The organism is Amycolatopsis sp. NBC_00355 (genome assembly GCF_036104975.1).
Lineage (GTDB): Bacteria > Actinomycetota > Actinomycetes > Mycobacteriales > Pseudonocardiaceae > Amycolatopsis.
The window spans coordinates 9,083,096-9,097,500 of record NZ_CP107982.1 but is presented as its reverse complement, the minus strand read 5'-3'; the positions used below and the strand labels follow the sequence as shown (position 1 = coordinate 9,097,500).

Sequence of the window (14,405 nt, the reverse complement as noted above, 5' to 3'; positions counted from 1 at the left end):
CCGACCGATTGCCACTGTCGGTAGCCGAAGCCGCGCAGTGAAGGCTCCATAAGATCTACCCGGTTGCTCTGCGTAGCACCAGTGCCTTTCCGCGCGGGTCACTCGTTTGGAGCATCGCGAATCTGCGGAAAGTAGTGTCTCAGCCCCGATGGACGTCCGCGGCGGACGTTTCGGCCTCGCGAGCCGCCCGATCCGGCCCGGAAAGCTGCGCACGGTGTCTCCGCGCCCTCAGTTCGGCCACGGCGAGACCCAGCGCGCCGCACGTCAGGACGGCCGCGCAACAGAGGGCGACGGTGAGCGCCACCTGGTAGTCCCCCGCCGTCCCGACGACCGCGCCGAAGACCGACGCGAGCACGGCAGTGCCGATCGCCGTGCCGATCCGCTGCCCGGTCTGCAGCGCGCCGCCCGCGACGCCGGCCATCCGGACCGGGACGCACTCCAGGGTCAACGTCGTGTTCGGCGAGATCACCATGCCGCCGCCGACCCCGGCCAGCACCAGCGGCACCGCGAACGCCCATCCCGCGGACGCGGGCGGGACCAGTTGGGCCAGCAGCGCGACGACCAGCAGGCCGAGGGCGACCAGTACCAGTCCGGTGACGGTGAGCTTGCGTCCGAAGCGCGGCACCAGCCGCCCGGCGACGGCCGCGGCCACCGCCGAGCCGAGCGCGAACGGCGTCACCGACAGCCCGGACTGCAGCGGGGTGTAGCCGAGGCCCTGCTGGAAGAACATCGCGAAGACCAGCCAGATCCCGGCGAACCCGCAGAAGTAGAGCGCGCCCACGGCGGCACCCGTGGCGTAACCCGGGGTGCCGGTGAACAGCCGGGTGTCCAGCAGCGGCGACCGGCCGCGCCGGACCAGCGAGTGCTCCCAGCGCACGAAGGCGGCGCCGAAGACGAGCGCGACGACGAACATCCACCACAGCCGGGCCGGGCCGCCGTTGTCGGACTCCACCACCGGGAGCAGCACGCCGAGGACCGCGACGGCGAGCAGCAGGATCCCGACGAAGTCGATCGCCGAGCGCAGCCGGAGCTCGCTCTTCCCGCTGCGCGGCAGCAGCCGCAGCGCCAGGCCGAAGGCGAGCACGCCGATCGGGACGTTGACGTAGAACACCCAGCGCCAGCCGTCCGGATCACCGAAGACGGCGAGGATCACGCCGCCGAGGATCGGGCCGACCGCCGTCGAGATGCCGACGACGGCGCCGAACACACCGAACGCGCGGCCGCGCTCGGGACCGCGGAAGAGGTCCTGGATCAGGCCGGTGTTCTGCGGGGTGAGCATGCCCGCCGCGATGCCCTGGGCGAGCCGGGCGAGCACCAGCGTCGTCTCGTTCGGGGCCGCACCGGCCAGGGCACTGGTGGCGACGAACGCCGCGAGGGCGCCGAGGAACATCTTCCGGCGGCCGAACGCGTCGCCGAGGCGGCCGCCGGTGACCAGGACCAGGCCGAACGCCAGCGCGTAGCCCGAGACGACCCAGCGGATCCCGCCGGCGCTCGCGCCCAGGTCACGCTGGATCGACGGCAGCGCGACGTTGACGATGCTGACGTCGAGCAGGCCCATGAACCCGGCCGTCAGGGAGACGGCCAGCGCTTTCCAGCGGCGGGGATCGGGTTCGTACGAAGTCATCCCGTCCAGCAAACACGAAGGGCCGGATCCGCGCGCGTTGTGCCCGCGGGTCCGGCCCTGTCGCAAGCCCTGCTCAGGTGGACGCGGTGATCCCGCGGATGCCCTTGAGCTCGCCGATCAGCATCGAGCTGACCTTGACCGGGTAGTCGTTGAGCGCGAACACCGTCTGGTTCCGCCCCACCAGCTTGAGGTGGACCATCGTCTCGCCCTTGTGCGCGAGCAGCGTGGAGCGCAGCTCGCTCACCACCGACTGGTCGATCTTCTCCGCCGCGGCCAGCAGGACCAGCGGCGGTTCGTCGTCGCCGTTGCCCGTGCCGACCTCGGACAGGTCCAGCGTCGCGAGGCCGCCGCCGAAGATGGACATCTTGTCTTCGCGCCAGTTGACGCGGCCCTTGACCAGCACCGCGTTGTCCTCGATCAGCTCACTCGAGAACAGCGCGTACGACTTCGGGAAGAAGAGCACCTCGAGCGAGGCGTCCATGTCCTCGACGGTGCAGATCGCCCAGGGCTCGCCCTTCTTGTTGACCCGTCGCTCGAGCGACGTGATCAGCCCGGAGATGACGAGCTCGCCCTCCTTGGGCGGGTCGGCGAGGATGCCGGCGATCGGCTTCGGGGCGTGCTTGCGCAGGATCCGCTCGGCGCCGTCCAGCGGGTGGGCCGAGACGTACAGGCCGAGCATCTCGCGCTCGTAGGCGAGCAGCTGCTTGCGCGGGTACTCCTCCTCGCCGAACTTCAGGTGCGCGAGCGGCGACGAAGAAACCGCTGCGGCGCTGTCATCCCCGTCTTCCCCGCCGAAGCCGAACAGGTCGAACTGGCCCATCGCCTCCTGGCGCTTGAGCGGGACGACGGCTTCGACCGCGTCTTCGTGGACCTGGATCATCGAGAGCCGCGTGTAGCCGAGCGAGTCGAACCCGCCCGCCTTGATCAGCGACTCGATGACCCGCTTGTTGCAGACCACGAGCTCGGACTTGTCGAGGAAGTCGGTGAAGGTGGAGTACTTGCCCTTCTCCGCGCGGGTCTTGATGATCGACTCGACGACGTTCGCGCCGACGTTGCGGACCGCGCCCATGCCGAAGCGGATGTCCTCCCCGACGGCCGCGAACCGCAGGGCCGACTCGTTGACGTCCGGCGGCAGCACCTTGATGCCGAGCCGGCGGCACTCGGAGAGGTAGACCGCCGACTTGTCCTTGTTGTCGCCGACCGACGTGAGCAGCGCGGCCATGTACTCCGGCGTGAAGTTAGCCTTCAGGTAGGCGGTCCAGTAGGAGATCAGGCCGTACGCGGCCGCGTGGCTCTTGTTGAACGCGTACCCGGCGAACGGGAGGATCGTGTCCCAGAGCGCCTTGACGGCCTCGGCGGAGAACCCGCCGTCGAGCAGCGGGCTGGCCTTCATGCCGGCCTCGAAGCCGTCGTACTCGAGGTCGAGGACTTCCTTCTTCTTCTTGCCCATCGCGCGGCGGAGCACGTCCGCGCGCCCCATCGTGTACCCGGCCACCTTCTGGCCGATGTGCATGATCTGCTCTTGGTACACGATCAGGCCGTAGGTGTCGGCCAGGATCTCCCGCAGCGGCTCGTCGAGCTCCGGGTGGATCGGCTTGACCTTCTGCCGGTTGTTCTTGCGGTCGGCGTAGTCGTTGTGCGCGTTCATGCCCATCGGACCGGGGCGGTAGAGCGCGCCGACCGCGACGATGTCGTCGAACACCGTGGGCTCCATGCGGCGGAGCAGGTCGCGCATGGGCCCGCCGTCCAGCTGGAACACGCCGAGCGTGTCGCCGCGGGCGAGCAGTTTGTAGGTCTCCTTGTCCTCGACGCCCAGGGTGTCGAGGTCGATGTCGATCCCGCGGTTGGTCTTGATGTTGTCGATCGCGTCACCGATGACCGTCAGGTTCCGCAGGCCCAGGAAGTCCATCTTCAGCAGGCCGATGGCCTCGCACGACGGGTAGTCCCAGCCGGTGATGATCGAGCCGTCGTCCCGCTGCCAGAGCGGGATCGCGTCGGTCAGCGGGTCGCACGACATGATGACCGCGCAGGCGTGCACGCCCGCGTTGCGGATCAGGCCCTCGAGACCGCGGGCGGTGTCGAAGATCGTCTTGCACTCTTCGTCCGTCTCGACCAGCGCGCGGACCTCGGCGGCCTCGCCGAAGCGCTCGTGCTTGCTGTCGACGATGCCCGAGAGCGGGATGTCCTTCGCCATGATCGGCGGCGGCAGCGCCTTGGAGATCTTGTCCGCGATCGCGTACCCCGGCTGGCCGAAGTGGACCCGCGCCGAGTCCTTGATCGCCGCTTTGGTCTTAATGGTGCCGAAGGTGATGACCTGGGCGACCTTGTCGACGCCGTACTTGTCGGTCGCGTACCGGATCATCTCGCCGCGGCGGCGGTCGTCGAAGTCGATGTCGATGTCGGGCATCGAGACGCGCTCGGGGTTCAGGAACCGCTCGAACAGCAGCTTCTGCGGGATCGGGTCCAGGTTGGTGATACCGAGCACGTACGCGACCAGCGAACCGGCGGCCGAACCACGGCCGGGGCCGACGCGGATGCCGACGCGGCGGGCGTAGCTGATGAGGTCGGCGACGATCAGGAAGTAGGCCGGGAAGCCCTTCCCGATGATGACGTCGAGCTCCTTCTCGATCCGCTCGTCGTAGCCCTCGGGCGGACCGGCGGGGAACCGCCAGGCCAGGCCCTTCGCGACCTCTTCGCGCAGCCAGCCGCCCTGGTCGTAGCCCTCGGGCACCTCGAAGAACGGCAGCCGGTCCTTGTGCGAGTAGACGTCCTCGTAGGACTCGATGCGCTCGGCGATCAGCAGCGTGTTGTCCGACGCGCCGGGGACTTCCTTGTCCCAGTACTCGCGCATCTCGGCGGCGGCCTTGAGGTAGTAGCCGTCACCGTCGAACTTGAACCGGGTCGGGTCGTTGAGGGTCTTGCCGGCCTGGACGCACAGCAGCGCCGAGTGCGTGTCGGCCTGGTCCTTGGTGACGTAGTGCGAGTCGTTCGTCGCGATCGGCTTGAGGTCGAGCAGCCGGCCGACCTCGAGGAGGCCCTCGCGGACCGACCGCTCGATCGGCAGTCCGTGGTCCATCAGCTCGAGGAAGAAGTTGTCGGCGCCGAAGATGTCCTTGTAGTCGGACGCGGCCTGGATCGCCGCTTCCTTCTGGCCCAGCCGCAGCCGGGTCTGCACCTCGCCCGACGGGCAGCCGGTGGTCGCGATGATCCCGGAGTGGTTCTCCGAGATCAGCTCGCGGTCCATCCGGGGCTTGCGGTAGTAACCCTGCATGCTGGCCAGCGAGGACAGCTTGAACAGGTTCCGCAGGCCGGTGGCGTTCTGCGCGAGCATCGTCATGTGGGTGTACGCGCCGGCGCCCGAGACGTCGCCGCCCTCACCCAGCTCGTCGGATCCGCGCTGGTTCTGCTGTCCCCAGAAGACCGGCTTCTTGTGGAAGCGGCTCTCCGGCGCGACGTAGGCCTCGATGCCGATGATCGGCTTGATGCCGTGTTTCTTCGACTGTTGGTAGAACTCGTCGCCGCCGTACATGTTGCCGTGGTCGGTCATGCCGACCGCGGGCATGCCGAGGCGCGCCGCCTCCGCGAAGAGGGGAGCGATCTTCGCCGCACCGTCGAGCATCGAGTACTCGGTGTGGACGTGCAGGTGGACGAAGGAATCGTTCGACACCAGCGAAAACCTCCCCTAGATCGGTGGGACCGGCTGCGCGCGGGTCACTCACCCTAACCCGTGGCTCGAGTGGCCCGCGCAGGTGCTCGCCGCGCTCGATTCTGCTCCTCGCCGGAGCCGTTCGGGCGGTGCGACGCGCCACCGCTTCGGGCGGTGATGATCACGGCACGCGGTGCTGCCGGGCGGTCACCCGGAGCGTCAGCCGGCGGGGGTGACGAGGGGTCGGAACGGCTTGGGCGTGACGCCCGGGGCGGCCACGTCCGGGTGAAACGCCGGGAGCGCGGCCTGCGGCGGGGCGTCCGCGGGCGCCGTGCCCCACGACGGGTTCGGCGTCGTGGACAGGTCGTAGGTGATCGTGCCGCCGTTCGCGACGAACGACTCCGCCACCCACGGCTTGGACGTCGGCGAGCCGTTCACGCGCACGCCCTGGACGTAGTACGTGTCCGCCGAGGCGCGCGGGGCCTCGACCGTGATCGTCGCGCCGTTGCCGCGGTGGACGACCGCGCGCGGGAACAGCGGGGACGCCAGCACGAGGTCCGCGCGGCTCGGGACCTGCGGGAACATGCCGAGCGTGGCGAAGACGTACCACGCCGACATGGTGCCGAGGTCGTCGTTGCCGGGCAGGCCGCCGGTGCCCGGGCCGTAGATCGTGTTCACGATCCGGCGGACCGTCTGCTGCGTCTGCCACGGCCGGCCGAGGTAGTCGTACAGCCAGGGCGCGTTGATGTCCGGCTCGTTGCCCGGGTTGTAGTGGACGTCGTCGGCACCCGACAGCGCCCAGTCGCCGGCCGCGTCGTGGAAGAAGCCGTCGAGGCGCTTCAGCGCGGCGGGCGCACCACCCAGGCCGCCGACCACGCCGGCGACGTCGTGCGAGGCCATCCACGTGTACTGCGCGCTACTGCCCTCGACGAAGCCGGTGTCGGTCGACGGCTGGAACGGCGTCACCCACGAGCCGTCGGCCTTGCGGGCCTGGACGTACGGGCCGTCCGCGCTCGCCCGCGGGTTGACCAGGTTGCGCCAGTAACCGGAGCGCGCGAGGAACGCGGAAGGGTCACGGCCGATGCGGGACGCCCAGTCCGACAACGCGAAGTCGGCGACGGAGTCTTCGAGCGTCTCGGCGGCCGAGCCCCAGCAGTGGCAGGCGTCGTCCGGCGCGTAGTGCAGCTTCAGGTAGTCGGCCAGGCCCGGCCGCTGGCCGATGCACTGGATCGGGCAGCCGGCGTCGCGGGTGTCGTTCGCGGTCGGCACGGTGGCCGCGCGGGCCAGCGAGCCGAAGGCGCCTTGGACGTCGAAGCCGCGGGCGCCGAAGGCGTACATCCCGGCCAGCGCCGGCGCCGACGGGTCGCCGGACATCACGTGCGTGCCGCCGTTGTTGTGCAGCCACCGATCCCATTCCCCGCCGTTCTGCCCGGCGAAGTTGTAGAGGGATTGGGCGTAGTCGCCCGCCCGGGCCGGGTCGAGGAACGCGAGCAGCTGGACCTGCCCCCGGTAGACGTCCCAGCCGGAGAACGTGCCGTACTGCGCGTGCTGGCCCTTCGCGAGCCGGTGGACCTTCCGGTCGCTGCCGAGGTACTCCCCCGTGACGTCGCTGGCGAGGCTCGGCTGCTGCAGCGCGTGGTAGAGCGCGGTGTAGAACGTCGTGAGCTGCGCGTGCGTGCCGCCGCCGAGCTCGATCTTCGTCAGCTGGTCCTGCCACGCCTTCCGGGCCGACGCGCGAACGCTGTCGAACGACCGGTTCGCCGGTACCTCCGCGTCGGCGTTGCGCTGGGCGTTCGCGGCGCTGACGTAGGAGATGCCGATCCGCGCGGTGACCGGGCCCTTGCTCGCGTCGAAGCCGACGTAGCCGCCCGAGCCCTTGCCGACGCGTGCGGCGTCGGTGAAGCCCTCGCCGCCGGTCGCGCTGCTCGTGCCGGGCCGCAGGGTGCCGTCGACCCAGGTGCCCTGGCCGGTGATCGGCTGGTCGAAGGTGACGCTGAAGTGCAGCGTGTAGTAGGAGCGCTGGTTCTCCTCGCCGCCGGTGGTGCGGCCGCAGAAGCCGCCCGAGTCGACCGAGCCGGTCACCCGCCGGTGCGCCGCGTCGATGCTGATCGAGGCGTTCGAGCTGCCCGGCAGCGAGTTCGACGTCCGGAAGAGCAGGTTCGCGGGCTTGTCCGCGGGGAAGGTGAAGCGGCCGAGCCCGGCCCGGTCGGTGGTGGTGAGGTTTACGCCGACGCCGTTGGCCAGGCCGACGCCGTAGTGGCCCGGCTCGGCGGTCTCGTCGGCGTGCGAGAAGTCGCTGGCGAAGACCTGGTCGGTGCGGTCGGCCGACGGCGAGGACAGGACGGCGCCGGGGAACGGCATGATCGGCACGTCGCCGGACGCGCCGGGTGTGCAGCCGGTGCCGTTGAGGTGGGTGAGGCTGAAGCCGCGCACCCGCGTGACGTCGTACTGGTAGCCGCCGGCGGCACCGGTCCCGTTCTGCAGCCCCTTCGTCGTGGTCGGGCTCCAGGCGATCATCCCGAACGGCGTCGTCGCGCCGGGGTAGGTGTTGCCCGCGTTGGTGCTGCCGATCAGCGGATCGACGTAGGACGCCGGGTCGGCGACCAGCTCGACGCCGGCCGCGGCGGGCGTCGCGAACGCCGTCGCCGCCAGGGCCACCGCGCCGAGCAGGGTCAGGATCTTCCGCGCGGCCATGGCCCGCCCTTCGCCGGTGACGTGCGACAACGTTGTCAGCTTGACGCTGCGCAACGCTACGGTCACCCGTTTGCGCTCGTCAACGACCTGGTGAACTTCTGTCCGGTTGTCACGGTGACCGGTGAGGTGAGCCACAAGCGCGTCGTCCCGCGTTGACACCGCCCCGGCCGGGACCGAGCATCCGATCCATGAACCTGTCCGACAGCCGGACAGCCGGTCCGCGGCGGGTGAGCGCCATGGAAGCCGTGCTGGCCCACCTGCGCCGTCAGATCGAACGCGGCGAGTACGCCGTCGGCGACAAGCTCCCGTCCGAGGCCGCGCTGGGCAAGGAGTTCGAGGTCAGCCGCTCGGTGGTCCGGGAGGCGCTGCGCGGGCTGCAGGCGCTCGGGCTCACCGAGTCGAAGTCCGGCAAGGGCACCTTCGTCACCGCGACCGGGCCCGCCGAGCACCCGGTGTTCGGGCCGTACTCGGCCCGCGACCTGATCGAGGTGCGCCGCCACGTCGAGATCCCGGTCGCCGGGTACGCGGCGCTGCGGCGCTCCGCCGACGACCTCGACCTGCTCGGCCACCTCGTCGAGCGGATGGCCGCCGAGACCGACAACACCGCGTGGGTCGCGCTGGACTCGCTGTTCCACATCACCATCGCCCAGGCGTCGGGCAACCCCGTGTTCGGGAAGGTGATCGAGGAGATCCGGGACGCGCTGGCCCGCCAATCCGCCTTCCTCAACCAGCTCGGCGACCGCCGTCACCGGTCGAACATCGAGCACCGCGAGATCGTCACGGCGATCGCCGAGGGCTCGGAAGCCGCCGCGGTCGAGGCCATGACGGCCCACCTGCGGCACGTCGAAAACACCTTGACCAGCATCGTGAACGGGGACGAGTAGCACCTTGACCGAACAGACCCTCACCCCGGAGACCGCCACCGACGCGGGCGACGCCGGTTACAGCAAGGCCCTGAAGCCGCGGCACGTGAACATGATCGCGATCGGCGGGGCCATCGGCACCGGCCTGTTCCTCGGCGCGGGCGGCCGGCTCGCCCAGGCCGGGCCGGCGCTGGCGATCGTCTACGCCGTCTGCGGCCTCTTCGCGTTCTTCGTGGTCCGCGCGCTCGGCGAGCTCATCCTGTACCGGCCTTCGAGCGGCGCGTTCGTCTCCTACGCGCGGGAGTTCATGGGCGAGAAGGGCGCGTACGTCGCCGGCTGGATGCACTTCCTGAACTGGTCGACCACGGGCATCGCCGACATCACGGCCATCGCGCTCTACGCGCACTTCTGGTCGTTCTTCTCGCCGATCCCGCAGTGGGTGCTCGCGCTGATCGCGCTCGCCGTCGTGCTGACGCTGAACCTGGTGTCGGTGAAGCTGTTCGGCGAGATGGAGTTCTGGTTCGCCATCGTCAAGGTCGCCGCGCTGGTGCTGTTCATGGTGATCGGGATCGTGCTGCTGGTGACGCGCACGCCGATCGACGGCGTCGCGGGCGGGCCGCAGCTGATCACCGGGCACGGCGGGATCTTCCCGGCCGGGCTGCTGCCGATGGTGCTGATCGTGCAGGGCGTGGTGTTCGCCTACGCGTCGATCGAGCTGGTCGGCGTCGCCGCGGGCGAGACCGAAAACCCGGAGAAGATCATGCCGAAGGCGATCAACTCCATCATGTGGCGCATCGCGGTGTTCTACGTCGGCTCGGTCGTGCTGCTGGCGATGCTGCTGCCGTGGAGCTCCTACACGAAGGACCAGAGCCCGTTCGTCACCGTGCTGTCGCACCTGGGCGTGCCGGCCGCGGACAGCGTGATGAACCTGGTCGTGCTCACCGCGGCGCTGTCGAGTCTCAATTCGGGGCTGTACTCGACCGGCCGGATCCTGCGGTCGATGGCCACGGCCGGCTCCGCGCCGAAGTTCACCGGCGTGATGAACCGCAACCAGGTGCCCTACGGCGGGATCCTGCTGACGGCGTCGGTCTGCGTGCTCGGCGTGGGCCTGAACTACCTGGTGCCGAAGGAGGCCTTCGACATCGTGCTGAACTTCGCCGCGATCGGCATCCTCGCGACCTGGGCCATCATCGTGCTCTGCCACCTCCTGTTCGTCCGCAAGACCGAACGGGACGGGCTCGAACGGCCGGCGTTCCGGCTGCCGTTCTCGCCCTACACCGAGATCGTGACGCTGGTGTTCCTCGCCGCCGTCGTGGTGCTGATGGGCTTCGACGAGACCGGCCGGATCACGCTCCTGGCGCTGCCCGTGATCGCGCTCGCGCTGGTCGCCGGCTGGTTCGCGGTGCGGAAGCGGATCGACATGCGCGCGTTCGACAAGGCGGGGCTGTGAACCACGAACTCCTGGTCGAGCTGGTGCGCGACGGCATGGTCGAAGGCGGGCACCACGGCTCGGTGATCGTGCTCGCCCCGGACGGCACGACGTTGTTCGGCGCCGGCGCCCCGGACGCCCCGATGTACCCGCGGTCGACGGCGAAACCGCTGCAGGCCACGGCGATGGCCCGGCTCGGGCTGCGGCTGCCGGCCGCCGGGTTCGCCATCGCGGCGGCCAGCCACTCCGGCGAGCCGGTGCACCTCGACGCCGCGTCGGCGGTGCTCGGCGAGCGCTCGCCGGACGAGCTGGGCAACCCTGCCGACTTCCCGTACGACCCGGTCGAACGCGACCACTGGGTCGCGACCGGGCGGGCCCCGAGCCGGCTCGCGCACAACTGCTCCGGCAAGCACGCGGCGATGCTGGCGACCTGTGAGCTGAACGGCTGGAGCACCGACGGCTACCTCGATCCGGCGCACCCGCTGCAGCGCGCGATCGCCGCCACCGTCGAGGACCTGACCGGACGCGCGGTCCTGCGGGTGGCGGTCGACGGCTGCGGCGCGCCGCTCTTCGCGACCACGCTGCGCGGCCTCGCCACGGCCGTGTCGAAGATCGCCGCGGCCGCGCCGGGAACGCCCGAAGGCCTGGTCGCCGACGGGATCCGCCGGCACCCCGAGCTGGTCGGCGGCAGCCGCCGCGACGTCACCGCCGTGATGCGCGCCGTGCCCGGGCTGATCGCGAAGGACGGCTTCGAGGCCGTCCAGGTCGCGGCGCTGCCGGACGGCACGGCGATCGCGTTCAAGATCGCCGACGGCGGCGACCGCGCCCGGCGGCCGGTGCTGGCCGCGGCGCTGGGACTGTGCGGGATCGACGTCCCGTCCGGGCCGGAGAACCTGCGCGTCACCGGGAACCTGGCCGGGGCACTCGGCGTGGGGAGCCACTGAGCCCCGTCGCTCCGGTTGCCGGGCGCGCGACCTCGGGTACCGTCGGATCCGGAAGGTATGACTCCGCTTCGGAAGGCGTGTGCCCGTGCTGGACCGACTTGTCGACAGAGCTCTCGGACTCCCCCGCGCCGAAGGACCGAAACCGGTCGTCACGCGCGACCTGCCGGTGCCGATGACCGACGGCGTCACGCTGCTCGCGGACCGGTACGCCCCGGCGGGCGACACCCCGGCGCCGGTGGTGCTGATCCGCACGCCGTACGGGCGCGCCGGTCTCCTGTCGAAGCTGTTCGGGAACACGTTCTCGCGGCACGGGCTGCAGACGGTCATCCAGAGCACCCGCGGCTCGTTCGGCTCCGGCGGCGAGTTCCGGCCGTTCCACCTCGAGCGCGAGGACGGCATCGCCACCGCCGAGTGGCTGCGCGCGCAGCCGTGGTGCGACGGCAACCTCGCCATGGCGGGCGCCAGCTACCTCGGGCACACGCAGTGGGCGATCGGGCCGTACCTCGACCCGCCGCTGGCCGCGATGTGCCTCGGCGTCACGGCGTCGGAGTTCGTCTCGACGTTCTACCCGGGCGGCGTGCTCGCGGCGGACAACATGGTGTCGTGGTCGGCGATGATCGGCCGCCAGGAAGAGCGCTTCGGCGCGTTCCCGAACCCGCTGCAGGCGCGCAAGACGCGCCGCGCGATGGCGCACCTGCCGCTCAGCGGCGCCGACGTCGCCGCGATCGGGAAGCCGGTGAAGTTCCTGCAGGACATCACCGAGCACTTCGTACCGGACGACACCTACTGGGCGATGTCCGACCACAGCGCCGACGTCGAGAAGCTCGACGTCCCGGTGTCGATGGTCACCGGCTGGTACGACCTGTTCATCCGCGGGCAGCTGCAGGACTTCCGGCGGCTCGCCGAGGCGGGCAAGGCCCCGCGCCTCACGGTCGGCCCGTGGGCGCACGGCGAGCCGGCCAGCATGCGCCCGATGATCCAGGACCAGCTCGGGTTCCTGCGCGCCCACCTGCTCGGCGACCGCACGTTCCTGCAGCGCGCGCCGGTCCGGATCTTCCTGCAGGGCGCGGACACCTGGCTGGACTTCGAGACGTGGCCGCCGCCGTCCACCGCGACGGCGTCGCACCTGCGGCCGATCGGCGGGCTCGGCGAAGTGGGCGGCGACGAGGCCCGGCCGACGACGTTCACCTACGACCCGGCGGACCCGACCCCGGCGGTCGGCGGACCGCTGCTGACGGGTGACTGGAAGCAGAAGGACAACCAGGAGATCGAGGCCCGCCCGGACGTGCTGGTCTTCACCGGCGAACCGCTGGCGTCCGACCTGGACGTCATCGGCGACGTGGCCGCGACCGTGCACGTGCGCACCGAGCTCGGGCACGCCGACGTCTACGTCCGGCTCTGCGACGTCGACGCGGGCGGCGTCTCGCGCAACGTCACCGACGGGATCCTCCGGCTGCGCCCGGGCGTCCCCGAGGCGGACACCGGCGGCGTGGTGATGGCGGAGGTCACGCTCGACCCGACCGCCTACCGCTTCCGCCGCGGCCACCGGCTGCGCGTCCAGATCGCGGGCGGCGCGTTCCCCCGCTTCGCGCGCAACCACGGTACGGACGAGCCGATCACCGCGGCGGTCGACGGCAAGGCCAACCGCTTCGAGATCTTCCACGACGCGGCCCGGCCGTCCCGCATCACGCTGCCGGTGTTCACCCCCTAGCCCCAGGACGCCACTTTCCCCGTGAAAGTGGCGCTTCGGGGGCCCCAAGCGTCACTTTCCCTAGGAAAGATGCGTCGTTTGGGAGGGAATTCTCAGTATGTGAGCACGCGGTGGTGCGTGGTCACCCGGCCGTCGTCGTGCAGCACGTGCAGCAGCAGCGACGGCGGCCGGTCGTACTCCAGCGGCCCGCCCTCGTCCCAGCCCCGGTCGCCGCCCGGCTCGGCGGGCAGCAGCGACGTCGACACCACGCCGGGCGCGATCCGCAGTGGCACGCCGGCGAACGTCGTCGACGCGCCGGTGTGGACGTGGCCGGCGAGCAAGGCCGCCACGCGCGGGTGACGGGCCAGCACGGCCGCCAGCCGCTCCTCCCCCGACTGCCGGATCCCGTCCACCAGCGGGACGCCGACCTCGACCGGCGGGTGGTGGAAGGCGACGAACGCCGGGCCGTCGCCGCCGGACAGCACACCGTCGAGCCAGTCCAGGGTCTCGTCGGCGAGGTAGCCCGAGCCGCGGCCGGGGATCGTCGAGTCGCACATCGCGAACAGCACGCCGTCGATCTCCCGGGCGAGGTCGATCGGGCCGTCGGACGCGGGCAGGTCGAGCAGGCCTTTCCGGAATTCCGCGCGGACGTCGTGATTGCCGGGGCAGACCAGCACCGGCGCCGGGTGCTTCAGCAGTTCGGCGGCGCGCGCGTACTCCGAGGCCGCGCCGTGGTCGGCGATGTCGCCGGTGACGACGATCGCGGCGACGGCCAGCCCGTTCAGGTACGCCATCACGGCCGCGACGCGTTCCTCCGCGCGCGGTCCGCCGTCGAGGTGCAGGTCGCTCAGGTGCGCGATGATCATCTTTCGTCCTTCCCCAGGTACGCCAAGGCTTTCACCCAGTTGCGGACGAGCACCGCGGTCGCCGCCGGCAGGTCGCCGTCCCGCAGTGCCGCGGCGATCCGGCGGTGCTCGCCGATGCTCTCCCCGGCGCGGGCGGCCCCGCCGAAGTAGCACGATTCGTACCGCTTGAGCAGCGGCTTCGTCTGCTCGATCAACCGCAGTAGGTGCGGGTTCGGGCAGCGGGACAGCAGCAGCGCGTGCCACCGTTCGTCCACTTCGGACAGATCCGCGCCGCGGTCCAGCGCCGCGGCCATCTCGTCGGCGACGACGTCGAGCGCGTCGGGCAGCCCGGCGAGCTCCAGCGGCGACGTCCAGCGCAGGGCGAGCGCCTCCAGCTCGGCGACCAGCGGGTAGAGCCGGCGGGCCTCGTCCGGGTCGAACGGCGGCACGAGGAACCCGCGACCCGGCTCGGCGACGAGCAGGCCGCGGCCGGCGAGCCCGATCAGCGCCTCCCGCAGCGGGGTCCGGCTGACGCCCAGTTCGCGGGCCAGGTGCACCTCGTTGACGCGGGCGCCGGCGGCGAGCCGCCCGTCGAGCACGCGGGTGGTGATCTCCTCGATGAGATCGCTGCGCAAAGGAGTGCGGGCCATCCGGGCAGTATTGCATGCAA

Annotated in this window: 9 protein-coding genes; 4 read left to right on the top strand and 5 right to left on the bottom strand. The window is 71.0% G+C overall.

Translation table 11 applies throughout. The features are described from left to right. Nucleotides 1-139: 139 nt before the first annotated feature. The 3 genes from OHS18_RS42200 to OHS18_RS42190 form a co-directional block, all read right to left on the bottom strand. On the bottom strand, nucleotides 140-1,624 hold the full coding sequence (locus OHS18_RS42200; RefSeq protein ID WP_328443101.1) for an MFS transporter: 1,485 nt from the start codon (nucleotides 1,622-1,624) through the stop codon (nucleotides 140-142). Between the two features lie 73 nt (nucleotides 1,625-1,697). After that, complete coding sequence (gene dnaE / locus OHS18_RS42195; RefSeq protein ID WP_328443102.1) at nucleotides 1,698-5,291, bottom strand: DNA polymerase III subunit alpha; 3,594 nt, start codon at nucleotides 5,289-5,291, stop codon at nucleotides 1,698-1,700. Between the two features lie 198 nt (nucleotides 5,292-5,489). After that, nucleotides 5,490-8,030: a GH92 family glycosyl hydrolase gene (locus tag OHS18_RS42190; protein WP_328614581.1), complete on the bottom strand. Its 2,541-nt coding sequence runs from the start codon at nucleotides 8,028-8,030 to the stop codon at nucleotides 5,490-5,492. Between the two features lie 170 nt (nucleotides 8,031-8,200). Here OHS18_RS42190 and OHS18_RS42185 point away from each other — a divergent pair, with 170 nt between their 5' ends. From OHS18_RS42185 to OHS18_RS42170, 4 genes are all read left to right on the top strand, one after another. After that, entirely contained in the window at nucleotides 8,201-8,848 is a 648-nt protein-coding gene (locus OHS18_RS42185; RefSeq protein ID WP_328459024.1) for a FadR/GntR family transcriptional regulator, read from the top strand. A 4-nt stretch (nucleotides 8,849-8,852) separates the two neighbouring features. Next, nucleotides 8,853-10,277, top strand: coding sequence for an amino acid permease (locus OHS18_RS42180; RefSeq protein WP_328443104.1), 1,425 nt, complete (start codon nucleotides 8,853-8,855; stop codon nucleotides 10,275-10,277). Further along, entirely contained in the window at nucleotides 10,274-11,200 is a 927-nt protein-coding gene (locus OHS18_RS42175; protein WP_328614580.1) for an asparaginase, read from the top strand. The genes OHS18_RS42180 and OHS18_RS42175 overlap by 4 nt, the downstream gene beginning before the upstream one ends. An 85-nt stretch (nucleotides 11,201-11,285) precedes the next feature. Beyond that, nucleotides 11,286-12,911 carry a CocE/NonD family hydrolase gene (locus OHS18_RS42170; protein WP_328614579.1) on the top strand — a complete coding sequence of 542 codons (1,626 nt, stop codon included), beginning with the start codon at nucleotides 11,286-11,288 and terminating at the stop codon, nucleotides 12,909-12,911. A 92-nt stretch (nucleotides 12,912-13,003) separates the two neighbouring features. Here OHS18_RS42170 and OHS18_RS42165 read toward each other — a convergent pair whose 3' ends face one another. Both OHS18_RS42165 and OHS18_RS42160 read right to left on the bottom strand, forming a co-directional pair. Continuing rightward, nucleotides 13,004-13,756 carry a metallophosphoesterase gene (locus OHS18_RS42165; protein ID WP_328614578.1) on the bottom strand — a complete coding sequence of 251 codons (753 nt, stop codon included), beginning with the start codon at nucleotides 13,754-13,756 and terminating at the stop codon, nucleotides 13,004-13,006. Continuing rightward, a complete protein-coding gene (locus OHS18_RS42160; RefSeq protein ID WP_328614577.1) occupies nucleotides 13,753-14,385 on the bottom strand; it encodes a GntR family transcriptional regulator in 633 nt (210 codons plus the stop codon). Before OHS18_RS42160 ends, OHS18_RS42165 begins: the two co-directional genes overlap by 4 nt. Nucleotides 14,386-14,405: the final 20 nt, after the last annotated feature.

Coding starts and splice junctions, on each gene's coding strand:
- OHS18_RS42165 (WP_328614578.1), bottom strand. CDS start 13,756: ATGATCATCGCGCACCTGAGCGACCTGCACCTCGACGGCGGACCGCGC.
- OHS18_RS42185 (WP_328459024.1), top strand. CDS start 8,201: ATGGAAGCCGTGCTGGCCCACCTGCGCCGTCAGATCGAACGCGGCGAG.
- OHS18_RS42200 (WP_328443101.1), bottom strand. CDS start 1,624: ATGACTTCGTACGAACCCGATCCCCGCCGCTGGAAAGCGCTGGCCGTC.
- OHS18_RS42160 (WP_328614577.1), bottom strand. CDS start 14,385: ATGGCCCGCACTCCTTTGCGCAGCGATCTCATCGAGGAGATCACCACC.